Source organism: Gemmatimonadaceae bacterium, from assembly GCA_035606695.1.
Taxonomy (GTDB): Bacteria; Gemmatimonadota; Gemmatimonadetes; order Gemmatimonadales; family Gemmatimonadaceae; genus JAQBQB01.
The window spans coordinates 32,083-57,438 of sequence record DATNEW010000023.1; the positions used below are offsets into that span (position 1 = coordinate 32,083).

Annotated in this window: 20 protein-coding genes; 6 read left to right on the forward strand and 14 right to left on the reverse strand. The window is 64.9% G+C overall.

The genetic code is table 11. From position 1 onward, the window contains the following. Positions 1 to 4 precede the first annotated feature (4 nt). The 3 genes from VN706_09955 to VN706_09965 all read right to left on the reverse strand — a co-directional run bounded on the left by VN706_09955 (position 5) and on the right by VN706_09965 (position 3,059). Complete coding sequence (locus VN706_09955; protein ID HXT15939.1) at positions 5 to 361, reverse strand: hypothetical protein; 357 nt, start codon at positions 359 to 361, stop codon at positions 5 to 7. 197 nt (positions 362 to 558) lie between these two features. Then, entirely contained in the window at positions 559 to 1,767 is a 1,209-nt protein-coding gene (locus VN706_09960; protein HXT15940.1) for a hypothetical protein, read from the reverse strand. Between the two features lie 5 nt (positions 1,768 to 1,772). Beyond that, positions 1,773 to 3,059 carry a hypothetical protein gene (locus tag VN706_09965; GenBank protein ID HXT15941.1) on the reverse strand — a complete coding sequence of 429 codons (1,287 nt, stop codon included), beginning with the start codon at positions 3,057 to 3,059 and terminating at the stop codon, positions 1,773 to 1,775. On the opposite strand from VN706_09965, the gene VN706_09970 reads away from it, so the two are divergent. After that, positions 3,058 to 4,449 (forward strand): MATE family efflux transporter, encoded by a 1,392-nt coding sequence (locus tag VN706_09970; GenBank protein ID HXT15942.1) that lies wholly within the window; start codon positions 3,058 to 3,060, stop codon positions 4,447 to 4,449. The two genes, VN706_09965 and VN706_09970, sit on opposite strands and share 2 nt — an antisense overlap. 35 nt (positions 4,450 to 4,484) lie before the next feature. Here the strand turns inward: VN706_09970 and VN706_09975 are convergent, their stop codons facing one another. Genes VN706_09975 through VN706_09985 form a run of 3 tightly spaced genes read right to left on the reverse strand, consistent with a single transcriptional unit; the run spans position 4,485 to position 7,389 of the window. After that, positions 4,485 to 5,042, reverse strand: a complete 558-nt coding sequence (locus VN706_09975; GenBank protein ID HXT15943.1) for an ATP-binding protein — start codon at positions 5,040 to 5,042, stop codon at positions 4,485 to 4,487. Continuing rightward, the gene (gene pnuC, locus VN706_09980; protein ID HXT15944.1) at positions 5,039 to 5,656 is read right to left on the reverse strand and encodes a nicotinamide riboside transporter PnuC; all 618 of its coding nucleotides are present in this window, start codon (positions 5,654 to 5,656) and stop codon (positions 5,039 to 5,041) included. The genes VN706_09975 and pnuC overlap by 4 nt, the downstream gene beginning before the upstream one ends. Beyond that, positions 5,653 to 7,389, reverse strand: coding sequence for a M28 family peptidase (locus tag VN706_09985; protein ID HXT15945.1), 1,737 nt, complete (start codon positions 7,387 to 7,389; stop codon positions 5,653 to 5,655). The genes pnuC and VN706_09985 overlap by 4 nt, the downstream gene beginning before the upstream one ends. Before the next feature lie 176 nt (positions 7,390 to 7,565). Here VN706_09985 and VN706_09990 point away from each other — a divergent pair, with 176 nt between their 5' ends. Then, entirely contained in the window at positions 7,566 to 8,552 is a 987-nt protein-coding gene (locus VN706_09990) for an L-threonylcarbamoyladenylate synthase (protein HXT15946.1), read from the forward strand. Between the two features lie 50 nt (positions 8,553 to 8,602). Here the strand turns inward: VN706_09990 and VN706_09995 are convergent, their stop codons facing one another. The 5 genes from VN706_09995 to VN706_10015 form a co-directional block, all read right to left on the reverse strand. Beyond that, positions 8,603 to 11,287 (reverse strand): ABC transporter permease, encoded by a 2,685-nt coding sequence (locus VN706_09995; protein ID HXT15947.1) that lies wholly within the window; start codon positions 11,285 to 11,287, stop codon positions 8,603 to 8,605. Beyond that, complete coding sequence (locus tag VN706_10000) at positions 11,284 to 11,646, reverse strand: PadR family transcriptional regulator (GenBank protein ID HXT15948.1); 363 nt, start codon at positions 11,644 to 11,646, stop codon at positions 11,284 to 11,286. Before VN706_10000 ends, VN706_09995 begins: the two co-directional genes overlap by 4 nt. A gap of 76 nt (positions 11,647 to 11,722) precedes the next feature. Next, positions 11,723 to 15,448 (reverse strand): M1 family aminopeptidase, encoded by a 3,726-nt coding sequence (locus VN706_10005; GenBank protein HXT15949.1) that lies wholly within the window; start codon positions 15,446 to 15,448, stop codon positions 11,723 to 11,725. Further along, positions 15,445 to 16,362 (reverse strand): ABC transporter ATP-binding protein, encoded by a 918-nt coding sequence (locus tag VN706_10010; GenBank protein HXT15950.1) that lies wholly within the window; start codon positions 16,360 to 16,362, stop codon positions 15,445 to 15,447. The genes VN706_10005 and VN706_10010 overlap by 4 nt, the downstream gene beginning before the upstream one ends. A gap of 17 nt (positions 16,363 to 16,379) precedes the next feature. Then, positions 16,380 to 17,474 (reverse strand): porin, encoded by a 1,095-nt coding sequence (locus VN706_10015; protein HXT15951.1) that lies wholly within the window; start codon positions 17,472 to 17,474, stop codon positions 16,380 to 16,382. 118 nt (positions 17,475 to 17,592) lie between these two features. Between VN706_10015 and VN706_10020 the strand changes: the two genes are divergently transcribed. Then, complete coding sequence (locus VN706_10020; GenBank protein ID HXT15952.1) at positions 17,593 to 20,097, forward strand: SMP-30/gluconolactonase/LRE family protein; 2,505 nt, start codon at positions 17,593 to 17,595, stop codon at positions 20,095 to 20,097. 105 nt (positions 20,098 to 20,202) lie between these two features. Here VN706_10020 and infA read toward each other — a convergent pair whose 3' ends face one another. Beyond that, positions 20,203 to 20,424: a translation initiation factor IF-1 gene (gene infA / locus VN706_10025; protein ID HXT15953.1), complete on the reverse strand. Its 222-nt coding sequence runs from the start codon at positions 20,422 to 20,424 to the stop codon at positions 20,203 to 20,205. Positions 20,425 to 20,578: 154 nt separating this feature from the next. On the opposite strand from infA, the gene VN706_10030 reads away from it, so the two are divergent. Further along, positions 20,579 to 20,941: a four helix bundle protein gene (locus tag VN706_10030; protein ID HXT15954.1), complete on the forward strand. Its 363-nt coding sequence runs from the start codon at positions 20,579 to 20,581 to the stop codon at positions 20,939 to 20,941. Between the two features lie 39 nt (positions 20,942 to 20,980). Here VN706_10030 and VN706_10035 read toward each other — a convergent pair whose 3' ends face one another. Both VN706_10035 and VN706_10040 read right to left on the reverse strand, forming a co-directional pair. After that, complete coding sequence (locus tag VN706_10035; protein ID HXT15955.1) at positions 20,981 to 21,487, reverse strand: YMGG-like glycine zipper-containing protein; 507 nt, start codon at positions 21,485 to 21,487, stop codon at positions 20,981 to 20,983. A 93-nt stretch (positions 21,488 to 21,580) separates the two neighbouring features. Next, a complete protein-coding gene (locus VN706_10040) occupies positions 21,581 to 23,281 on the reverse strand; it encodes an ATP-binding protein (protein ID HXT15956.1) in 1,701 nt (566 codons plus the stop codon). A gap of 71 nt (positions 23,282 to 23,352) precedes the next feature. Here VN706_10040 and kaiB point away from each other — a divergent pair, with 71 nt between their 5' ends. Beyond that, positions 23,353 to 23,745, forward strand: coding sequence for a circadian clock protein KaiB (gene kaiB, locus VN706_10045; GenBank protein ID HXT15957.1), 393 nt, complete (start codon positions 23,353 to 23,355; stop codon positions 23,743 to 23,745). Positions 23,746 to 23,754: 9 nt separating this feature from the next. Further along, on the forward strand, positions 23,755 to 25,350 hold the full coding sequence (gene kaiC / locus VN706_10050) for a circadian clock protein KaiC (protein ID HXT15958.1): 1,596 nt from the start codon (positions 23,755 to 23,757) through the stop codon (positions 25,348 to 25,350). Positions 25,351 to 25,356: the final 6 nt, after the last annotated feature.

Consider the following 25,356-nt stretch of genomic DNA (forward strand, 5'->3'; position numbering starts at 1 on the left):
ATAGTCAGGAATTCGGTCCGGCCGCCGACGCGGTCTGGGCCACGACGCGTTCCGCATGCGGACACACGCGCTTGTGCGTGTGCGACGCGGCGGCGGTATCGCGCGGCGCGTGGCCGGGCGCGTAGAGGATTCGCCCGCGCTCGAGACGCGCGCCACGGCGGCCGTTCAGCAATGAATCCATGCGCGCCGCGCTCGTCGGCGCGACTGGCGCCGAGGGAATGGGGAGGACGCCGCCCTTCCCCGGACCATGCTTGATGGGATCGGGATGGGTCGGGCCGACGACGATCAGCATCATCGGCGCGACGGCGAGCAGTTGCGTGCGCCGCATCTGTCGCCGAAGGCGTTCGATCGTTCCGATCATGAGCCACACTCCCCATGGTTCCGTGCGTCGGCTTGGACGCGCTTCCGCTCGGAATGCTGCATGTACGGCTATATCGAGAACTACTGTATACAGACTAAGAATCGTCGACACGCTTGTCAACGAAATAACTGGTCTGCTACCGACGGTTCGTCACAGCGTAACGCCTTGTCATCACGAACTTTACGAAAAGCGAACAACTATTTCGCCGGCGTCATCTTCCAGATGCCGTTAACCATGTCGGACGCGTAAACGTTCCCGCCCGTCCACTCGACTCCCCATACGTAGACGCCGCGATTCTGTTCCAGGAGGCCGACCGCGAGCTCGCGGCCCATGGCCTTGAGATCGCACCGCGTAATGTTCGCCTGCACGTTGAAGTTCGACGCGCCCGGACAGCTGCTCAAATCGCCGTGGACGTCGATCGCGCGCACGCCGCCGTTGTAATACGCGGCATACAGCACCGCATTCTTCTCGTCGATCGAAAAGTTGTGCGTGCCCGCACCGTCGACGTGGTAGAAGCCGATCTCCTTGGGCGATGCAAAGCTGCTCACATCGACGACGTGAATGTCGCCGATCGAAGAGCTGCCAATGCTGCCCGGTCCTTCCTCGCCGACGAACGCAAAGCGCTTCCCGCCCTGGGCGTCGTGGAACCACCAGACGTTGTGCACCTCGCCGCCGACCGTGCGCACGTTGCCGAGCACTTTCGGATTGTCCGGCGTGCCGCCCTGGCCGCCGCCGCCGATATCCCAGATATCGAGACCGTCGTTCCACAGCGCGAGAAAGAGTATGCCGTCGCGAATGAACGTGTCATGCACGTACGGGTTGCCGATCACGCGCGTGAAGATCTCACGCGGATTCGCCGGATCGCTCAGATCGACGATCACCAGTCGCGCCGGCGTCAGGTTCAACGGATCGATCGACAGAAAGCCGTACAGCTTGCCGTTCACACGGCCGAACTTCGCCGTATGCACGCCGGGATTCGTGTTCGCCGTGCTGTAGCGGGCCACCTGCACCGGCTTGCGAGGATTCGAGATGTCATACAGCACGATCGCGCCGCCGGTACGCTCGGTCGCGACCATCAGCAGCGTGCTGTCGTCGCTCACCTGTACGTCGCCGAGCGTGGATGCGCCGGCGACGATCAGCGAGTCGGTGAGGATCGGCGTCGCGCCGCTCACGTCCCAAATGTCGACCTTGTTGCCCAGCGTGGGCCGCGAACCCCACGTCGTGGTATAGGCCGTCGAGCCCTTCACCGCGATCTCGGCCGTGTATCGTGCGGTCTCCGAGCCCATGCCGAGGACTTTCAGGGGCGCGTCCAACGCGGTCGGGGAGGTTCCGGTGCGCGGCACCGTCACGTTGTCGCTCGAGCACCCGGCCGCGAGCACCAGCACGCCGGCAATTAGAATTCTCATATTACCTACAGACGGCATCGGTCACTGCCCATCGATGGTTGAGTGTGCTGCATTCCGCTCATGTCTTGCATTCCCGCCATGCCTTGCATCGCCATCGCGACCGGGAGCGCCACGCCGTACCGGCCCATCCGGTCGTGCATCCCGCTCGCCCCGGCGTGCAGTCGCACGCCAGCCGACAGCATCCAGAGGTGCGATGTCCCGTAACGCGCCACCGGATCGAATAGTCCGCCCGGATGCCCACGCGCCGCCGTGATGTACGCCACCTCCACGAATGGACGGCCGCTCAACCAACCCGAACGCAATGCGGGCGACGACACGGCCCCCGTGAGAATAGTCCATCGCGACTCGCCAAGGTTCGACAAGTCCGACGGCGGCCGCGGCGTTCGAAACGGATCGAGCGTCGGCTCCTCTTCAGGACGATCCGTCCGCTCCCAACGTCCCGAGAGAATCGCCCCGGCGCGACAGACCGATCCTTCGCCGAGCACGCTGCCGAGGCGGTTGACGGTAACGCCGCGGTCGCGCTCGTCGGTGTGCGACCACTCCGCCATTCCGTACACACCGTTGTCGCCCGAGACCCGCTCGTAACGCGCCGTGACGCTGTGCTTCCACTGATCGAGCCCGCCACCCGCGCGGACTTCTGGAGAGCGTACGCTCGCCAGGCTTCCGCTCACTTCGAGCGCATTCAACGGCAGCACGGTCAATCGCGTGGACCACGAGTCGCCGAAGCGCGCGAGATTTGGCGGAGCGCCGGGACCAAGCGGCTCGTCGCCGTTGAAGGTGCCAACTTCGAGCATGGTTTTTCGGTAGCGAAGGGCGCCGACGCCGACAATCCGCTCGAGCACCTGCGACAGATGATGGTTGACCGGATACTTCTCGATCGGCCGCACCATCGGATCGTCGCTGCCGAACGGGGCGAAGCCGCGCCCGCCGAACACCGAGAATGAAAAATCGCGCGTCGCGGTGACGTCGCGCCCGGCAAGCAGCTCGTGCACGTACGCGTGCGGATGCCGGCGGTCGACGTAGCCTTCGCCGTACGCGCCGGTCGTCAGCTCGCCGCGCTCGAGCGTGAGCCCCTCGAGATTGAGCGTACCGATGCCGGTGAACCCGGCCCACGAAGCATGCACCATGATCGCGGGCTGTGTGAGATACGCCTCGGTGAGGTTGCCGCGCGTCGCGGTCGGCCGCGCCGATGTGATCGTGGGGATGGCTTGCGCCATCACCGAGACGTTCTGCGCGGCGGAGTCGCGCGCGAAGACGAGCATCGCTACCGTCACAACCAGACTTATGCGCATGCGTTCAAAAATTAGCGGCGAACACTCGGAGTTGCGGGCGACGGTCGCGCTGGCGGTACCCGTGGTGCTCGTGCAGCTCGGCTTCATGGCGATGGGCGTCGTGGATACGCTGATGGTTGGGCGTTTGTCGGCGCGCGCGCTCGCGGCGGTCGCCATCGGCAATCTCTACTTCTTCAATGTGACCATCTTCGCGTCGGGCACCCTGATGGCGCTCGATCCGATCATCGCGCAGGCCGTCGGCGCGGGGGACGACGAGACCGTCGCGCGCTCGGCCCAGCGTGGATTGCTGCTCTCGCTCGGGCTGAGTGTGCTGACCATCGTGCCGCTGATTCCGGCACCGCAGGTTCTGACCGCACTGCGACAACCTGCTGAAATCATTCCCGACGCCGGGCAGTACCTGCGCATCTCGATCGCCGGCGTGGCGCCGTATCTCGCGTTCGTCGTGTTGCGACAGAGTCTTCAGGCGATGCACCACGTCGCGCCGATCGTGTGGACCGTGGTCGCCGCCAACCTCGCGAACGCCGGATTCAACTGGGTATTCGTGTACGGGCATCTCGGCAGCCCGGCGATGGGCGTCGCCGGCAGCGCGGTCGCGACGGCGATCGGACGTTGGCTCATGCTCCTGTTTCTTCTCGCGGGCGCCTGGCGCGAGCTCCGGCCGCATCTCGTGCCGATTCGCCGCGGCATCGCCAACTGGGCTCCGCTGTCGACCATGTTGCGGATCGGCATGCCGATCGGCGGACAGCAGGCGCTCGAAGCTGGCGCATTCGGAGCGATCGGATTGTTGATGGGTCTCATCGGCACGGTCGCGGTGGCGGCGCATCAAATCGCGATCACGCTCGCGGCGTTCACGTTCATGGTACCGCTCGGTGTCGGCTCGGCGGCCGCGGTTCGAGTCGGTCACGCCATCGGCGCCGGCGATGAGCCGCGTGCGCGCGCCGCGATTCGTGCGGCCTACCTCTGCGGCGTCGGCTTCATGACGCTGACGGCGATCGCGTTTCTCACACTGCCGCATCTGCTCGCGGCCGCGTTCACGGGCGATGCACGTGTGATCGCGCTCGCGTCGACGCTCATTCCCATCGCGGGCTTCTTTCAGGTGTTCGACGGCGGTCAGGCTGTGGGCGCCGGGGTGTTGCGCGGCGCCGGCGATACGACGGCACCGTTGCTGGTCATGCTCGCCGCGTACTGGCTGCTCGGTGTTCCAGTGAGCGCGTATCTCGGATTTCGGACGAGCATGGGGCCCGCGGGGCTATGGTGGGGTTTCGTCTGTTCGCTGGCGGCGGTGGCGCTGTTTCTGTTCGTACGTATTCGTGTGGTGTTTGGGCGTGCCGTGGAGAGAGTCTCGGTCGAGGTTCAACCGCGCACTACGACAAGGTCTGACCAGATCTGACAAGATCCGTTTACCGATCTTTTTTTCAGATGCTGTCAGACGTTGTCAGATTTGGTCGTGGTGCCTTTTTTTTCGTCTTCGCGCGACAGCGTCGCATCGATAGCGGCCGTCGCGCGGGCGAATCTTTTCTCCGCATCGCCGCTGATCCCGACAAACGGCACTCCGCTCGCCACGACAGCGCGGCGAAAGAGCTCCTGCATCTCCTCGCGCATGTGTCCACGATCGCGGACGCCGTCGGCGACCCACTCCATGTCGGTCTCGCACAGTAGGTAAAGATTCGGCGCGCGCACTTTCGCCGCTTCCACGATCCACGGCGGACAGCGGCCGAAGTAATGCTCGCAGTAGACGACGGTACTCAGCAGATCCGTGTCCTGCACTACGAGTTGCGTCGCCCGCGCGATGTGCTCGTCCTCGAGCGCCATCTGGCCGCGGGCGATGGGGCCATGATCCGCAAAGTCGATGGCGCCGCCCTTTCGCGTCGCGAACTCACGTACAAACTCTGGCACGAGCTCCGCACCATAGTGCTCGGCCAATCGTGCGGCGAGCGTTGTCTTTCCCGTCGACTCCGATCCGGTCAGTACGACGCGAATCATGCGGGCGTCGCGGTTTGGGTCTGCGCCGCGAGGACGCGCCGCCACGCGACGTAGCCCATCACCGCGAGCACGAAGTAGCCGATGTAGTTGACCGCCGTCAGGTAGTTTCGCCCGGCGATGAACATCGCGACGTACACCGCGTCGACGACGATCCACAGCGCCCAGTTGTCGATGAGCTTCTTCGCCAACATCCACTCCGCCACGAGACTCGCAGCAACTGTTGCAGCATCCGTGTACGAGAACGCGTCGCCCGGGAGCCGACGCGTGACGGTGAACAGCAGCACCCACGTCGCGACACCGACCGCGATCGACACCATCCACGCACGACGCGAGGCACGCGACACGTGCAACTCGCTACGTGCTCGGCCACCATGCAGCCATTCGTACCAGCCGTAGATCGACAGCACGAGATAGACGATCTGCAATCCCGCGTTCGCGTAGTACCCTTGCTTCACGAAGAGGAACGCGTACATGGCGACGTTGACGATTCCAGTCGGCCAGTTCCAAACACTCTCGGGAATCGCCAGGAACACACTGATCAATCCGATCGTCGCGGCGACGAGCTCGAGACAGCTCATGCCGTGCGCGGTGAGCCATGTGCAGAGAACGCTCACTGGCGAATCTGCCGCAGCGATTCGTCGCCGGCCGTCTTGACCGCCGCTGCAGCATTATCGATCGCCGATCGAGTCGCGGCGGAAGAACCGCCGACTTCGATGTCGGCCATCGCACGAATTGCCGCGACGTAATAGTCCGTCCACGTGCGGAGAATGTCTTCTTCCTTGGCGCGGTCACCGCTCGCCGCGATCGCCGCACGGCTCAGCGTCACTTCGCGATTCAAGCGCGCGATCGCCGCACGCTGCTGCTCGGCGATGAGATCGCGCGCCGTTTGGCCGTCGGCGGATGCCAGCGTCAACACGGACACGAGCGCCGCATGTCCCACATGCGTCAACTCGGGGATCGAGACCTTGTCGATCCGATCGCCGTCGGTGTGGTAGTACACGTCGGTGAAATGCCAGAAGAGCGCACCCGGTTTCTTGAAGTCGAGAAACGGCGTGTGATCGCTGCCGCCCTCGAATGGATTGGTTCGCACCACCCAATCCGTGCCGGCGGCTTCGTCGAGACAGCGCGCCAGCAAATAATCGTTGTAGTAATACGGAACGAGATCCTGTTTCGTCAGCGGACGGCCGCCCCACTCGCTGTGCTTGTCGTCGCCGCGCGTCCAGATCGCCGAGGGGTCGGGCATCTTCTCGATCAGAAACGTGCCGCCCGTCTTGCTCGCGTCCTCGCCGGTCATGTCCAGGCTCAAGCCCCAGCGCACGCCACGCGTACGCGTCGAGTCGGCCGCGAGGAAGTTGCGCGTCTGCGCGATCTCGAGACCGAACAGCATCGTGATCGTGCGCTTCGGCCGAACGGATCCGTTCCGCACCAGCGTGCCGAGCACGCGGGCCATTTCGCTCAGATCGCCGACGCCCGACGCGTTGTCGTTGGCGCCGGGCTCCTGCACGTGCGCGCTCAAGACGTAGCGCTCGCCGGGCGCGTCGCTTCCGTGCACCTCGGCGACCAGCGTCAGCTCATCAGAGGGAAACTGCTTCGTCTTCGTGCGCACGCGAAGCATGACGGGACCTTTCGCCATCGCCTCACGCAGCCGGGTCAGCGCGTCGCGCGAGATCGGCATGCCCCATGCACGCTTCACCGAGTCGTACGGAATTGAGCCGAACTGAATCGAGTGGGTGTGCACGCCGGGTTGTGTGTACGCCGGCATGTTGTACGCGAGCACGCCGACCGCGCCGCGACGTTGCACAGCCTCTGGGAACGCACGCCCGACGTTCGCTTCGACAAGGACGATCTTGCCGGCAACGGACGCGCGGTCGTAATCGGCCCCGGTTCCCTTCCCGACGTCCACGAGCGGCGCGAGCACGCCGGAATCGGGCGTCGAGAATGAGTTGATCGCCAACATGTTCCGGTTCGTCGCGAACGCGAGCACAGGCGTGCGCTCGCCGACGATCGTCACTTCGGCATCCTCCGGATCCCACGCCGGCGCCGATAGCGGCCGATGCTCGATCCGATACGTCAATACGGCACCCGGCTTGGCTGCCGCTTCCTCGACGTATCCAGCGGCTTTTAGAGTTTGCTCAACACGGTGGATACTGGCATTGAAGCCCGTGTTGCCAGGCCAGCGGAAATATTGGTCCATGAACGCCGTCTGGTCGTACGCGCGCTGACCGGAGAAGGCGGGGCGAACGAGCGCGAAATACCGCTTCACCGCCGCGGGCGACTCCGGCCGCTGCGCCAACGAGACCGATGCGCCGAGCGTCGCGACGACCGCCAACCGGCAAAAGAACGACACGAGGTGCTCCGATGCGTGGAGGGTGCATGGGAAACTAGCGGTCATCCCGACGAGCGCAGCGAGGAGGGACCTAACGTCCTGACCGAGGGACCGGTCCATCTACCTGGATGAAACATCCCTCGCCCTCGGCTCGGGATGACATGGCGCTGTGACGCATAGCGCTAGCTTTTGACCGCATGCGACGCATCGAGGTCGATCCGCTCCGCCCGGATGAGGCGATCATTCGCGACGCCGCGGCGGCGTTGCGGCGCGGTGAGCTCGTGGCATTTCCCACCGAGACGGTCTACGGGCTGGGCGCCAACGCGCTCGACGCCGGCGCGGTCGATCGGATTTACGCCGCGAAGGGTCGGCCGAGCTACAACCCATTGATCGTGCATCTCGCGCGCGCTGAAGAGGCGCAAGCAGTCGTGGCCGCATGGCCGCAAGCAGCGGAGACTTTGGCGCGCGCGTTCTGGCCCGGACCGCTGACGCTCGTGCTGCCGAAGCGCGAGACCGTGCCTGATGCCGTCACCGCCGGTTTGACGTCGGTCGGCGTTCGCGTCCCCCGACATCCGGTAGCGCACGCGCTGCTCGTCGCCGCGGAGATTCCTGTGGCGGCTCCGAGCGCGAATCGTTCGATGCAGGTTTCGCCGACGACTGGCGCGCACGTCGAGAAATCGTTGGCGGACGCGCAGGGACTCATCCTGGACGCCGGTTCGACGCCGGTTGGCATCGAGTCGACGGTGGTTGACCTCACCGGCGATACGCCAACGCTATTGCGACCGGGTACGATCTCGCTCCCCGAGCTCGAGGCGATCGTCGGGCCGATGCTGATCGCGACCGCGCACGCCGGAAGCGAAGCGCGACGGTCGCCCGGCATGCTCGACAAACACTACGCGCCGCGCGCACGCGTACTGCTGGTGGATGCGGACGACGTCGGCGTGCGCCTCGAGCACGAACGCGCGAAGGTGCAGCGGGCCGGCGCGATGATTCTGCGCGCGGACGTCGAGCCGGCGCGGACCACCGTTCGCATGCCGGCGAGTGCCGCCGCGTACGCATCGCAACTGTACAACACCCTGCACGTGCTCGACGACATGGGCTGCGACGTGATCGTCATCGAGCGGGTGCCCGACGGGCCGGAGTGGTTGGGCGTCCGCGACCGGCTCGAACGCGCGGCAGGTTGACGCAGCGATCTCGCGCGCCTAGCGCGTGTAGATCCTCACGCGCCACGCCGTCAACTTCGCAGTGCCGTCAGCGGATCGACGCGAACGGCGCGGCGGAGTGGTAAATAGCACGCCACGCCCGCGATGAAAAACATCACGGCCGTCACGACGCCGAACGACAGTGGATCCGCGGCACGCACGCCGTACAACCGGCTCGACATCTCGTACGCGAGCCCCGCGGCGCCGACGAGACCGAGCACCGCGCCCGTCGCGCACAGCTTCATGCCTTGCCGCAACACCAAGCGCGTCACGTCTCCCCCTTGTGCGCCGAGCGCCACGCGCAAGCCAATTTCATGCGTGCGTTCCGCGACGGCGTGCGAAACCACGCCATAGAGGCCGAGTCCCGCGAGCACCAACGCCGTGAGTGCGAACAGCGCCATCATACGGAGCACGAAGCGGCGCGCCGCGAGAGAATCCGCCACCACGCGCTCCAACGACTCCGCTCCGAAGACCGGCAGTGCCTGATTCACACTCTGCACTTCGCCGCGGACCGCGTCGGCGATCGACTCGTCCACGGATCGCCCTCGCAAAAAGATCGCGAGATGCTTTGCGCTCCGTTGATAGAGGCTCGCGTAGAGCACAGGCTCGCGCGCGGTTTCGATCGCTTCCGTTCGCGCGTCGGCGACGATACCGACGACCGTCGCCCATACCAGCGCGCCCGGTGACAGCTTGATGCGCTTCCCGAGCGCGCTCTCGTGCGGCCAGAACCGCTCGGCCATCGATTCGTTCACGACCGCGACGAGCGGCGATTTGTCGCGGTCGAAGTCGGTGAACAGCCGGCCGCTTCGGAGCGGAAGGTGCAGCACGTCGAAATACTCGGGCGACACGACGGCGCCGGTCACCAACGCCGGCGGCTCGCCAGCGTGCCCCTCGACGATGACACTCATGACGTTCTGATCCTGCTCCGGGTGATCGAGCGGAATAGAGGCGCTTGCGCCAAGCGCCGCGGCCTCCACACCTGGAAGTGTGAGCACGCGACGCCGCACCTCGCGAACGAACGGCGCCTCGGCCGCCGGCGTCGGGTACAAGTCTTCCTTGTCCTCGTTCGGATATGGCAGCCGCGTTCGTACCACGGTCACGCCGTGCGCGTCGAAGCCAAGCGGCGCACGCGTCAGCTGCATGAAGCTTCGCACCAACAATCCCGCGGCGACCAGCAACACCGTCGAGAGCGCGATCTGCCCGACGACGAGGAACCGGCGTGTTCGCGCCTGCTCGCGTGAGGCGGTCGACGCGCGTCCTTCCTGCTTCAGCGTGCGATTGACGTCGAGCCGGCGCACGAACAGCGCCGAGGCCAAGCCGAAGACCACACCGGCGGCGATCGATACACCGAATGCGAAGCTGAACGTGGCCCACCCGATGCCGATCTCGCTCGCGCGCGGCAATTCCGCGGGTACGAGGCTCCGGATCTCGGCGCGGGCGATGAAAAGGATCACCAAGCCGACAAGACCGCCGAGCACCGAGATCGCAACGCTCTCCGTGAGGAGCTGCGCGATCAGCCGCCCAGTCGACGCACCGATCGCTTCGCGCACCGCCAACTCTCGGCTACGACTGCTGGCCCGTGCCAGCAGCAAGTTGGCGACATTCGCACAGCCGATCAGCAGCACGAGGGACACCGCACCGAACAAGAACAGCAGCGACTGTCGCACATTTCCAACCACGATGTCCTTGAGCGGCACGATGCGAAGGGTCCACTCGGCGCGCGGTGGATAATCCTTGGGATACTGCGCACGTAGCGTGTGCACGAGCGCGTCGATTCGCGATTGCGCTTCGGCAAGCGACACGCCGCGCTCGACGCGTGCGAGCACACCGGGAAAGTGTGTTCCCGACCGCGTGTAGTTCGTGAGCGGCGGGCCGGCAAAGCCCATCGCGACCCAAACCTCCGTACTGCGCTCTTCGCGCGAGCGACCGGGCGCCTCGAACGTCGGCGGCATGATGCCGATGATGCGATACGAATCGGAGTCGAGTTGCACGATGCGTCCGAGCGCCGACGGGTCGCGGCCGAACAGGCGCGTCCACACCGCGTCGCTGATGACCGCCTGTCCGTTGAAGCCGCCGGTGTGATCCGCCGGATCGAACGTCGTGCCGAGTTGCGGCTTCACGCCGAGCAGCGCGAAGTAGTTCGGCGCAACGATCGACAAACCGACGTGCTGGGCTCTGGTCAACCCGCCGCCGGTCAGGTTGTTGTCGTCGAACCACACCGGCGAGACCTGCTCGAACGCACCCGAACGCTCGAGATCGTGCCACTCCGGCGTCGACATTCCGACATCGCTCGCACCGCTGCCGAGCAGGTCGTCCTGAATTCGCACGAGCTGTTCGGCGTGCGGATATGGCAGGGAGCGCAACAACGTGGCGTCGACGACGCCGAAGATGGCCGTCGTCGCGCCGACACCGAACGCGATCGTGAGCGCGGCAACGGTCGTGAAGCCCCACGACTTCCGCATCATGCGCAAGGAAAATCGAACGTCGTGGCCGAACGCCTCGAGCCATGCGCCGCCGCGGCTCCACTCGTCGCGCGCGGTTTCGCGCACGAGCTCGACGTTGCCGAATTCCCGGCGCGCGTGCAGCGCCGCCTCGCGCGGCGACTCGCCGCGCGCGATGAAATCCGCCTGGGCATGCTCGAGGTGCGCGCGCATCTCGTCGGCAAGCTCGCGCGTCTGGCGCGCGCGGACCCACGGCAGCCAGTCGAACGCACTCATGCTTCGGACCCTTTGGGCGGGCGCATGAGCGACGCGATCGCGTCGCTCAGCCGATCCCACTTCGACACCTCGGCGGCGAGACGCGCGCGCCCCTTCGGCGTGAGGCGATACAGCCGCACGCGCCGCCCCTGGTCGGATACGCCCCATTCGGTTGAGATCACGCGCTGCCTCGTGAGGCGCTGCAGCGCCGGATAGAGTGATCCGGTCTCCACCTGCAGCATGTTGCCCGAGCCGGCGCGGATCAATTGCACGATCGCGTAGCCGTGGGCGGGGCCCCAGCGGAGCGTTTGCAGCACGATCAGGTCGAGCGTGCCCTGGAGGACCTCGACGCGGGACGGCGCCGGTAATTTTCGCGGCATGACCCACCGAATGTAGAGTGCCTACATATGATAGGTATGGTGTCTACATATCTGGCGACCGTCAAGGGGCCGGCGATTATTTCTTCGCCGCGGTCCGCGTCCGGTCGCGCACGCCGACCGTGTTGTCGGTCGTGATGCGGTCGATCAGCTTGTGCAGCGGGTCGATCCCCGCGCGATACGGAATCTGATCCACGAACACCGTCACCTTCTGCGGCCCGGTCAGAATGCGGTGCTTCACGAGATACAGCGGCACGCCAACCTTGGAGTCGATCGTCGGGTCGGGCTTGGCCGGCGCCTTGGCGAACAGGCCGATGTCGATCCAGTCGTCCATCGCCTGCTGCGTCTCTTTGCCGAGACTGTCGGCGCGCACCTTCTTCGCCGTGACGTACAAATCGACCGCATACTTCCCCGGCGATCCCGCGGGTGCGGCGCTCGCGTTCACGGAATCCGTTTTGAGCTCGTACAGCGTGATGTTCTCGAACAGATCGGCGATCAGATACTTGAGGGAATCGGGCGTCGCGGCGCGCAGCGAGTCGACGAGCTCGAGCGACGTCGGATACGGCGGCCCCTTGAACTTCGTCGCGTTCAGAAAGCCGCGCACCGCGGCGTTCATACGCGCCTCGCCCAGATAATCGCGCAGCGCGTACGTGACGAGCGAGCCCTTGTTGTAATGGATGTACGGCTGATTCTCCCCGAGCTCGAGCGGCAACTCCTTGCGCCGCTCCGTCGCGCGGCCGAGGAGATACGAATTCAGCTCGTACTCCAGAAACTTGCGCATGTTGGCGGGACCGAACTCCTTCTCCATGACCATGAGCGCGGAATACTGCGCCATCGTCTCGGAGAGCATCGTCGAGCCTTGCGCGTCCGCACCGACGACTTGATGTGCCCACCACTGGTGCGCCACTTCGTGCGCCGTCACGTAGAACGGGTAATCGACGTCGTCCGGGCTCTCGACGCGCGCGATGAATCCGATCGCCTCGGAGAACGGAATGGTGTTCGGCAGCGACTGCGCGAACGTCGCGTAGCGCGGAAACTCCACGATGCGAAGTTGATGATACTGGTACGGAGAGAAATTCGTCGTGTAGTAGTCGAGCGATTTCTTCACGGCATCCAGCATCCGGTCCACGTTGTACGCGTGTGAGGGATGATAGAGAATGGCGATGTCCACCGAATCGCCCGCCGCGGCGTGCGCGTCCGCCGGCCGCCACGTCGCATGGCGGATCGCGTACCGCGCCGACTGAAACGCCCACAGGTTCAGAATGGGCGCGTCCATCTTATAGTGGAAATACCGCCGGCCGTTCGCCGTCCATTCCTTCTGCAAATATCCCGAGGTGAGCGCGGTCTGGTCGAGATCGGTGCTCACGGTGGCGTCGTAGCTCAGCCAATCGGCGTCGTGACTGATGTAGTTGTTCGCCCACGTGCTGCGATCCGTCGGCGGCCGCATGCGCGGGCGGGGCGGCAAGTGCTCCTTCTTGCGCGCGTCCTCGTCCTGAATCTCCTCGCGGGCGTCGTAGCCGATCGTCGGCATGAACTGCACGTTCTCGAGAAACGTGCCGTTGCCCGTCACCGCATTGTCCCGGATCTCGTTCGTGAATCCGTGATGCACGCGGCCGAGGACGAAGTGCAGCACCGTCGAGTCGCCGGGCGCGAGGGGATGCGCCAGCCGCCAGATGTAATAGTTGCGCGGGGCATCGGCGACGACGCGCGTGGCGCCGCCGTCGAAGTCGAACGTGCGGATCTCCAGGTCCTCGTCGATGCCGACGTGGATCGAATCGATCGGCGACGCGGTCTTGTTGCGGAGGACGTACTGTCCGGTGACGATCGCGTCGCGCTTCGACGGATAGAGATCGACCGCGAGCGTGATCCCGACGATCCTCGGCTGCGGCGCGGTCTCGAACCGCTTGTACAACAGCTCCCGCTGGGCCCGCAAGTGCCGCTCGGCCTTGCTCGATCGCAAGGTATTTAGAATATTAGTATTATAATATATGAATCCGCCGAGGGCGGCAAACGCGACACCGGCGCCGATCGCGGTGGTGCGTGCCTTGCCCTGGAAGCGCGCCCGTGCCAACCGCGACCGCACGCCGAACGAGCGCTCCTCGCCGCGCACCCAGTACACGGTGCTCAGCACCAGCAGCAGCACCCCGAACGCGCTCCAGTACAGCTTCCACCACAGATACGGCCACGCGTACGGCCCCCAGCCGTTCATGTCCGAGTACGCCGAGCCGCTGTCCGACGCGTACTGATACAGGTTGCTCTCGACACCCAGGGCGCCGAGCAATCCCATGCCGAAAAACAGCAGAATGATCAGGAAGTGGCCGAGGTATTTGTGATTCACGAGCACGTGAACCACCATCGCCAGCACCGCGATCAGCAGATAGTCGATGAACCGGAAGCCGAGCAGCGACTCGAGGTACAGTGGAATCTCGAAGTGGTAGTAGCCGCGCGCCGCCTGCGTCGCGATGCCCGCCACCATCGTCATGCCCAGCATCGCGAGAATCACCGCCGCGAGCGCCGAGAATTTCGCCAGGAACGACACGACGTTCGTCACCGGCGTCGCGTCGTAGATCTGATTGAGCTTCACGTCGCGCTCGGCCCAGATCAATTCGCCGGAATAGAAGACGATGATCACGAGGATAAACGTCCCGAACGAGCCGCTCAGGATGCTCTCCATCTGGTACGTCACCGGCCACGTCGTCGTGCCGTACAGCTTGCCCGTCGTGCGTGCGGCGACGATCAGATACAGGAGACCACCGCCGACGATCGCGCCGAAGTAGCGGCTGCGCACGATACGCCAGAACGATCGCGCGAACACGGATTGGAATTGGACCCAGCGCGCGCCGAGATCGGATCGCTGCGTCACCGACGGCAACGCGGTGACGCGCAGCGGGGCGACGACGGGCTCCGCGACCGCTTCCTCTTCGACCACTGCGGCCGGCTCGTCGACGGCCGGCATCTCCTGCGGACGCGCCGTGTCGCCCAACGCATGCGCGAATCGGAACACCGCGAACGAGCCGATGAACAATGCCGCCGCCACGCCGATCCAGAGCAGGCGATTCTCGAGCAGAATCCCCGAGATCGGCACGAGCCGCGAATTCTTTTCGGCGATCGACCAGTACTGCGTCAGCAGGTTCGTGGCGCGCAATCCGAATGGATCGAGCAGCGCCGCGAGATCCTTGTTCTGAATGTCGGTGAGGAGACTTCCCGCCAGCAGATATCCCACCAGCAGCAGCGCGCCGCCGACATAGTTGGGCAGCATCTGTCGGGTCAGCGCCACCAGGCCGAAGAACAGCGCCGCCGTCAGCACGACGTTGGGCAGCACGACGCCGAAGTACGGCTGCAGGTACGACATCAGGCGGAACGGTCCCATCTTGTCCGCGTGCACCCACGGCGACACCGACGCGACGAACGATCCGACGCCGATGCCCGATACGACGAGCATGTTCACGATCAGCGCGCCGGTGTACCGCCCGCCGAAGAACGCCGCCTTGCTCACCGGCGTCGTATAGAACAGCGGGTCCATGCGGTACTCGTAATCCTTGTACAACGCGTTGCCGGCGAGCGCCGCCGTGATCGAGACGCCGAACAATGAGAGAATTGGTATGAGCGTCGCGAGCGCGTAGGGCGCGTTCGCCAGCACCTTGCCGCCGCTGCCCAAGGCCACGTTGAACTGGTCCCACGCCCCGCCGGCGATCAGCATGAACAGGAACGCGATCGCGAAGAAGATGCCGAAATACACCCACGTGGAGATTCGCCGCAGATAGTAGCGAACCTCCCAGCGGACGATCGCGAGGTAGGCGGTCATGCCACGCCCGGCGCGCTGTCGGCGACCGCGCCGGCCCCCGCCGTCAACTGCTGCCTCAGCGCCGCGAAGTACACGTCCTCGAGCGTCGCCATCGTCGGCTCGAATTCCGGCCCGGGTTGCGACTCACCGAATACGCGCACCACCGTCTTGCCGCCTGCCAGTTTCGTCGAGACCACCGAGTAGTCGCGCTGCATGTCGTTCAACTCGGCGCGCGGCACGGCGCGCACCCAGATCTTGCCCCGCACGTTCGCGATCGCCGCCGCGGGCTCGCCTTCCAGGCGAATCTCGCCGCGATCGATGATCGCCATGCGCGAACACAGATCGCTCACGTCGTCCACGATGTGGGTCGAGAGAATCACCACCGCGCTCTCGCCGAGCTCGGCGAGCAGATTCAGGAAGCGCACGCGTTCGGCGGGGTCGAGTCCGGCCGTCGGCTCGTCGACGATGATCAGATTCGGGTTGCCGAGCAGCGCGACGGCGATACCGAACCGTTGGCGCATGCCGCCGGAATAGCTCCCGAGCTGCTTCCGGCGCGCGCTTTCGAGATTCGTCTGCTCGAAGAGCGCGTCGACGATGCGCCGTCGCTCGGCACGATCGGTGATGCCCTTGAGCACCGCGAAGTGATCGAGCAGATCCTCGGCCGTGACCTTCGGGTACACGCCGAATTCCTGCGGCAAGTAGCCCAGGCGACTGCGCACCACCTGCTTGTCGCGCAACACATCGATGTCGCCGAGGCGGGCCGAACCCGCATCGGCTTCCTGTAGCGTCGCGAGAATGCGCATCAGCGTCGACTTCCCTGCACCGTTCGGTCCGAGCAGCCCGAACATGCCGGGTGGAATCGTCAACGACACGTTGTTCAGAGCGCGCGTGCCGTTCTCGTACGTCTTCGACAGGCCCTCGATGCGCAATTCCATTGTGCGAACTCCCGGCGCTACCAGAGCGCCTGAAACGCGAGCAGAGCGAAGGTCCCGTCGGGAACGGTCGTGATGTTCGGAAAGGTCTGGCGCACGACGTTGAGCGATATCTTCGCCAGGCCGCTCTCGACGAGATAACTCGCGCCAACCGTGATCTGCCGCTCGAACGCGTTCGAGAGCGTGGTCTCAGCCGTGCGATCTCGATCCCATGAATCGTAGCGTGCGACGAGCTGCACGTCTTTCGTCGGACGCAATGCGCCGAGTGAATACCACCCAAAGCGACGCAGGAGGCCGTCGCGCGCGGCCATCGTTTCGGCGCGTAGCGTCACGAGCGAATTGCGGTATTGCACTTCGGTCGCCGCCCGCTGCTTCATTTGCGCAACGGGGCCGCCCTCGAATCCGCCGGTTCCACCGAACTGGAATCCCGGCAGTAGCGGCACGTGATAGACGAGTCGCGCGAGCAGTGCTTTTTGATCGTTGGCATCGGTGCTGCCTTGATCGTCGCCCATCTCGTTGAACATGCCGACGTGCCCCTCGAATCCCGCCGGGAGCGCGACGTTCGCCGAGACGCCGATGTCGCGCACGTCGCCCAGTCCGACCGCACGAGATCGCTCGGCCTCGAAGTTCGCGCGCTCGATCGTCTCGAGGTACGACGCCGAGGTCGTCGCCTCGAGTCCGAGCGGCACGATCTGCTGTCCGATGTCGACTGACAGGTAGCGATTCGCCAGGTAGGTGAGCGCCGCGTCCTGCAGGATGCGCGATTTCTGATCGACCGAGACGTTGGTCACGACGGCGGTGTCCGCGACGTCGCCCGTGGCCGTGTTGAGCGAAATCACCTTGGCCGCGTCGAAGGTGACGCGCCAGCGGAGCTTTGGCGTGAGGATCCCGTTGAACTTGAAATCGACTTTACGCAGTCGATACCCGTCCTTCGTCAACGGATCGCCGGTGCGATAGTAAACCTGAATGAAGCCGTGATTCTCAAACGGGGGCAGCGTGCGAAGCGTCGTCGAGTCCTGCGCCGCGACTGCCGCGGCGTTCACGAGACTGCACGATACGCCAAGAGCCAACACGCGCGCCCATCGCATGGGCGCGTGGATGAACGAGATGATCATGAACGAATTGATTTCCGTTGAAGGGAGCGCACCGGGGTGCGCTCGGGCTGGCGAGGAGTATCTTACGAGGCAAACGCTCTCACCGCGACCCATCACACTCTCGACTCGCCTGGTTGAAATGCGCCGGTTGGCTCTTTCGTTCGCGCTCGCCTCTCTTTCGGCCCTTCCCGCCTGCCAGCGCTCCGGCCAGTCCGCGCCCGGCACCGACTCGCTGTCCACCACACTCGGCTCGCGTCTTTCGACGGGCGTTCACCTCGATCCCGCGGCGCCACTCGCCGAAGTCGGACCGATGGTCCTGACCATGCGGCTGGCACCGGAACGCGATCGCGTCGTCCTGTCGATGAGCGGCTACGCGAAGCAAGGCATTCAAGTCGTGGACGTCGCATCCGGCCGCGTGTTGCAAGACCTTCGGCAACCCGCGGCGTTCGTCGGCCTTGCCTTCTCGCCGGATGGCCGGACGCTGTACGCCTCGGGCGGCAATCAGGACGTCGTCTATCGCTACGCGTGGGCGAACGGCGCCGCGACGTTGCGTGACAGCCTCGTGTTGGCACACAAGCCGAATCCGCGCTCGCCGGGCAAACGGTATCCGGCCGGCATCGCCGTCGATCCGCATGGAACGATGCTGTACGTCGCCGAGAATCTCGCGGACTCGCTCGCGGTGATCGACCTGTCGAGCGGCGAAGTCGTGCAGCGTTTTCCGACAGGCTCCTATCCGTACGACGTCGTCGCCGATGCCGCCGGCAACGTGTACGTCTCGACGTGGGGCGGCAATACGGTCGCGCAGTTCTCCACGACGACGAACGGCTGGCTCGCGGCGAAAGGCATGATGACTGTCGCGCGGCATCCGTCATCCCTGCTGTTGAATGCCGATGCGTCCCGGCTGTTCGTGGTTTCGGGAAGCACCGATCAAGTCGCGGTGGTGGACACGCGCTCGAGAATGGTGGTCGCTCGGCTGGCGGATCCGCCACCGTCGGGTCCGGATGAAGGGGCAACGCCGAATGCGCTCTCGTTGTCGGCCGACGGCACGCGTCTCTTCGTCGCGGAAGGAGACGCGAACGCGATCGGCGTCATCAATCTCTCCGCGGCCACTTCGGGTGTTTCGAATGCGCACGGCGACGATCGTCTCGCCGGCCGCATTCCAACGGGCTGGTATCCGACCGCGGTCATGCCGGTTGGCGATGCGCTCGTCGCGATCAGCGCGAAAGGCAAAGGCTCGGGTCCCAACCCGACTGGACCGCAGCCGCAGTCCGCGCTGGTGAATCAGGCACGCGGATCGACACACATCTTCGCCACGTTACGCGGTGGCTACATGCGCGTTCCGCTTGCCGAAACGGTTGGTCCGGCGCTCGCGTCGTACACGGCGCGCGTGACGAAGGCGAATGGATGGAACGCGCATGCGAAGACCTTCCAGTACCCGCCGTTCAAGCACGTCGTCTACATCATCAAAGAGAATCGCACCTACGATCAGATTCTTGGCGACGACCGGCAAGGCGACGGCGATTCGTCGTTGATGTTCTTCGGTCCGAGCGTGTCGCCAAACCACCATGCGCTCGCCGATCGATTCGGGTTGTTCGATCGCTTCTTCGTGAACGCCGAAGTGAGCGCCGACGGCCACAACTGGTCGACGGCCGCGTACGCGACGGACTATCTCGAGAAGACCGTGCAGTCGAACTACTCGGCGCGCGGCCGCACGTACGATTACGAAGGGACCAATCACGGATTCGGCACGGCGAGCATTCCGAACGACGACGTCAACGAGCCCGCCGCCGGCTACCTGTGGGATCTCGCGGTCAAGAAAGGCATCACGCTGCGGAACTACGGCGAGTTCGTGCAGCCGGAGACGCGCGCGCGTTCCGAGCGGGAGGAAGGCGACGGGCGAGGACCTCAGGTCTATCGCGGCGTCAAGCCCGCGCTCGTGGCGACGTCGAATCCCCAATATCCAAACTTCAATCTGAGCATTCGCGACCAGCACCGCGCCGACATCTGGATTGCCGAGCTGCAGGAGTACGCGAAGACCAACTCGATGCCGGCGCTGGAGATCGTCCGCCTGCCGAACGATCACACGTCGGGCGCCGCCGTCGGTGCGCCGACGCCGCGCGCCCACTTCGCCGACAACGACCTGGCGCTCGGCCGCATGATCGAGGCGCTGAGTCGCTCGCCCTTCTGGGGCAGCACGGTCGTGTTCGTGCTGGAAGACGACGCGCAGAATGGTCCCGATCACGTCGATGGTCACCGCTCGCCATTCTTCGTCGTGTCGGCGTACAACCGGCCGGGCGTCGAGCATCGGTTCACGAACACCACCGATGTGCTGCGCACGATCGAGGAGATCCTGGGCCTGCAATCGATGTCGCACTTCGACTACTTCGGCCGGCCGCTGCATGACGTGTGGGCGAGCACGCCGGATGTGCGGCCGTATGTCGCGCTCACGCCGGCGCAGTCGCTCGACGAGGTGAATCAGCGCAATGCGCCGGGTGCGAAGGAATCCGCGCATCTCGACCTCCACGTCGAGGACGCGGTCGACGACGCGAAGTTCAATCAGATTTTGTGGAAGGCCATCAAGGGGCCGGATGTGCCGTATCCGGGCACGCGGCGCGCGAGCGCGAAGGAGCTGAAGGGTCCGTAAGACCCCTGAGGTCATCCTGAGGAGCGTAGCGACGAAGGACCCCTATCCGTGGCGGTAAGGGGTCCTTTCACTTCGCTGCGCTCAGCGTCAGGATGACAGACTACTTCACGTCTTGTGTCTGAAGATGATTCGCCCGCGCGTCAAATCGTACGGCGACACTTCGATCGTCACGCGATCGCCTTGCAGCACGCGAATGCGAAACCGGCGCATGTTGCCGCCGAGCGTGGCGAGCACATTGTGTCCATTGGTGAGCTGAACGCGGAAGGTTGCATTGGGCAACACTTCCGTGACCTGCCCTTCGAGCTGAATTGGTTCTTCCTTGGCCATGGGGGAGAAGTATACCCGCAAGGATGAGCTAGCGCGACTGCGATGGGGGTTGGGCGATGGGCGTTGGGCGCTAGTGATGTCGTGCGGAATGAAATGGTAGCACACGGACGCAACGACGCGTGCAGTATCATCCGTGCGCCCTCGCCAACGTGGAATGCGGGCTTTCCGCAAGATCGAAGCGTGGCAGAAAGGGATGGATCTCATCACAGAGATCTACCGCCTCACTCGTCGGTTTCCGCGCGAAGAGTTGTTTTGCCTGACGTTTCAACTTCGCAAAGCAGCGCTACGGATTCCGTCATGCATCGCCGAAGGCACCGAGCGCGATACGGCGGCGGACCGGCGACATTTCCTCACCGTCGCTCGCGGCTCCGTCGCAGAAATTGAAACACAGCTCGAGGCGGCGGTGCGACTCGAGTACGTCGAACTCGGCGATCTCGACGACGTACTCGAATTGACCGACCACCTCGGCGGCATGCTGACCAATCTTCGACGGAACATCCGCGACCGTCCGCTCTGACGCCCAACGCCCAACGCCCAACGCCCAACGCCCAACGCGCTACGGCTTCTTCGTCTTGTCGACGTTATTCCCGATCACGCCGCCGAGAATACCACCAACCGCGGCGCCGATGATGCCACCCTTCACCTTGCTGCGGCTCGTCGTCGCGCCGATCACTGCGCCCGCCGCGGCGCCGATCGCCGCATCACGCTGCGTGTGCTTCACGACCGTCGGACTCGGAGCCGGTGCCGGCGTATAGCTGCCGCTGCTCGATCCAACGCTGCCGCTGCTCGACGAACCACTGGAACGATGACGCGTCGCGGTATGCGTGACCGGCGCACGGGAAACCTCACCGCTCGACGTGCGCGCGGTGGTTGCCGGCGCTGCCGCGAGTCCCTGCGCGCGCTCCGCCGCCGAAATGCTGTCCAACGGCTGGAAATTCTTCTGCTGCGCCGCCAGCGACAGGTCGGTGTTCAGCGCGGTGTCCGCGGGACGATTGTTGTTTCGGCCGCACGCGGCGGCCGTCACCAGCACGGCAAGCGCGATGGCCGAGAAACTTCGGTTCATGAGAGGGCCTCCCCTTGTGGGACGAAGGTGCAATTGTGCCTTTGGAAGGCACGGCTCGTGCCAACTGTACCGAGACAGAGCACTTCGACGAGCTCAGGCGCGCGCGACGGCGCGAACAACGGTCTCGTTCGCTTCCTGCAGCGTCCGGCCAAGCGCTCGGCAACTGATCTCTTCGGACTGCTCGATGAACCGCTGCACGATCGACAGCGCTTCAACCACGGTCGCGTCCGGTACGGCGTGCATGCGCCGCCGAATGGCGCGTTCGATTTCCTCGTTCAGAATCTTCCATTCCCGCTTGAGCATCTCGTGCGTCCAGCCCAGCCGCGCCCGCTGTGCGCCGTGCCGCTCGGCAACCAGACGCTGGATGTCGCCGCCGTCGGCGATCAGCGTCGACGGCTGCCCCGACGTTTCATCCAGCGCGATCAGCAGCGCACCCACGTCCGCCACGTACGTGCCGATGTGATCCGCGATCTGCGCGAAGCCAAGCGACGACACCCGCGGCGTGAAGGATTCGTTGCGCAGCCGATTCACGAACGCGCTGAGCAACGGCTCCAGCTCGCGCACCAGCGCCTCGCCGATTTCGGCGAGACCCGCAAGGCGGGCGGGACTGTCCGGTGTCTCAGCAACGAGCTTCGACTTGTCACGGGCCAACTGCGAGGCCGTCGGCAGCCACAAGGTGAACGTCGAGCCGACGCCGACTTCGCTTCTGACGGTGAGATCGCCCTTCATGAGCCGCGCGAGCCGGCGGCTGATCGTGAGACCCAAACCAGATCCATCGTTCTGCCGCGTGTGCCCCGACTCGACCTGCACGAACGGGTCGAAGATCGTGAGCAAGTGGTCGCGGGGAATGCCACAGCCGGTGTCCGTCACGCGCAGAAACACCCACGGTCCGCCGACGAGCCGCGCCTCGGAATCAGGACGCTTGGTCACACCGCACTCCACGGTGATCGCGCCTCCGGCTTCCGTGAATTTGACGGCGTTGTTGAGCAGATTCACGAGCACCTGCCGGACCCGATCCTCGTCGCCCTCGTACATCGCGTCCACGTCGCCAAGGCATTGTGCCGTCAGCCGAATCCCGCGCGATTCCGCGACCGGCTGAATGAGCGACAGGGCCGCGTCGGCCGTCGACCCGACGCGCGCGATCGTCAGTTGCACCGAGAGACGCCCGGCCTCGACCTTCGAGAGATCGAGCACCTCGTTCACCAGTCCAAGGAGATGCCGGCCACTCGTTCGAATACGCGACACCTGCTGGCGCTGGTCGGCATTGAGCGGCCCCGAGATCCCAAGCTCGAGCAGATCCGAGTAGCCGATCACCGCGTTGAGCGGCGTACGCAGCTCGTGGCTCATCACCGCGAGGAATTCGGATTTTGCCTGGCTCGCGGCTTCCGCTTCGGCACGCGCGATCCGCTCCCGCTCGAGTTGCTGCGCTTTTTCCTCGGCGCGTTTGCGGTCGGTGATGTCACGCAGCGACAGGAGTCGCGTCGGCTGCCCCTGCCACTGAATGTCGACGACGCGCAGCTCGGCCGCGACGATGCCGCCGCCGGGTTGAACGACTTCGATTTCCGCCGTCTCACCCGCCGCCGCGGGAAATCCGAACGGCGTGCCTTCGAGCGACTCCGTTGGACGTCCGAAGAGACGGGCCGCCGCCGGGTTGGCGAAACAAATGACTCCGTCCAGACCGACAATGATGATCCCGTCCGCGATGCGCTCGACGATTTCACGCAAGCGCTCCTGATCGGACCTTCTTCCTCGACGGGCACCCGGTGCCGGACGCTGCTCGTTCACTTGCTCCATTCCGATGAACCTTGGGCTACGTTCGCGGAGCCCAGTAATTCAAAGAGTGTGCCCCACGCTTGAGGCGGTTTTTGCGCGGCATTTCGCGCCGGAGGTCTGGCGTCACCGCTCGACGGCGGCGAGTTTGTACCCTCGCCGGCCCGGCCGGCCGTCAATCGGGGGACCTCCTGAACCAATACGTTCTCAAGCTGTATGTCAGCGGATCGAGCAGCCGCGCACAAACGGCGATCGCCAACCTGCGCCGCATTTGCGAATTCGAGCTGCACGGCCAATACGCGCTCGAGATCATCGATGTGCTCGAGCATCCGCAGGTCGCCGAGGATGACAAGATCCTCGCGACGCCCACGCTGATCAAACAGCTGCCGCCGCCGCTGCGTCGCGTGATCGGCGATCTGTCCGACAAGGACAAAGTGCTGCTCGGACTCGAGGTGCGTCCGACGCTCGACGGCCCCGCCAACGACTGACGATTCAGAATGAGCAATCCGATTTCCATGGAGCCGATCGAGAAGCTCCGTACCGGCATTCCCAGCTTCGACATCATCGCGAAGGGCGGCCTCCCGATCAACCGGACCACGTTGGTGGCCGGCACCGCGGGCAGCGGCAAAACGGTGTTCGCGGTCCAGTTTCTCGCGTCGGGCATTCGCGACCAGAACGAGCCCGGTGTCTTCGTGACGTTCGAGGAATCCGCTGAAGACATTCGCAAGAACATGCGGAGCTTCGGTTGGGACCTGGCCGAGTGGGAGCGGCAGGGCCGCCTCGCGTTCGTTGACGCCTCACCCGATCCGGGCGTCGAGATCGTCGAGAGTGGCGCGTTCGATCTCGGCGCGCTGCTCGCGCGCGTCGAGCATGCGGTCCGCAAAGTCAACGCGAAGCGCGTCGCCGTCGATTCGATCGGCGCGGTGTTTACACAGTTCTCTGATCAGTCGATGGTGCGGCGAGAGCTGTTCCGCATCGCATCCGCGCTCAAGGCCCTGGGCGTCACGGCAATTCTGACGGCGGAGCGCACGTCGGATTACGGGCCGATCGCCCGCTTCGGCGTCGAGGAGTTCATCGCCGACAACGTGATGGTGCTCCGCAACGTCCTCGAAGACGAAACGCGCCGCCGCACGATCGAGATTCTCAAGTTCCGCGGCACCGACCACCAAAAGGGTGAATATCCATTCACCATCGTGCCGGGCGTCGGGTTGGTCATCATCCCGCTGTCGGCCATTCAGCTCAAGCAGCGCTCATCCGACGTGCGCATCTCGTCGGGCAGCGCGGAGCTCGACGAGATGTGCGGCGGCGGCTTCTTCCGCGATTCCGTGATTCTCGTGTCGGGCGCCACCGGGACCGGCAAGACGCTCACCGTGACGCAGTTCCTCAAGGGCGGCGCCGACGCCGGTGAGCGCTGTCTCCTGCTCGCGTTCGAGGAAAGCCGCGAGCAGTTGTTCCGCAACGCGCGCGGCTGGGGCGTGAGCTTCGAGCAGATGGAGCGCGATGGGTCGCTGCGTCTCGTGTGCGACTACCCCGAGGTGGCGACGCTCGAGGATTGGCTGCTCAACATCCAGGGCATCATCGAGCAATTCCAGCCGAAGCGCGTGGCGCTCGACAGCTTGTCGGCTCTCGAGCGCGTGGGCTCGATCAAAGCGTATCGCGAATTCGTCATCGGCTTGACGTCGTTCATCAAGCATCAGGAGATCACGGGCCTCTTCACGTCGACGACGCCGACGTTGATGGGCGGCGCGTCGATCACGGAAGGACACATCTCCACGCTGACCGACTCGATCATCCTGCTTCGCTACGTCGAGATGTTCGGCGACATGCGCCGCGGCCTGACGGTCCTCAAGATGCGCGGCTCGGCGCACGACAAAGGCATTCGCGAGTTCAACATCGACCGGAACGGCATGCACCTTGGCCGCCCGTTCCGGAACGTCACCGGCATTCTCGCGGGCACACCGGTCCACATCTCGCCCGGGGATCTCGAGCGAATCTGGTCGCAGTTCGACGCAGAAGCTTCCGACCGCCCGCGCGGCGAGCCCGCTCCCGATTCAGGCGCACGCCGCCGTCGAAGCGATAACCCGCGCTCCTGAGAACGC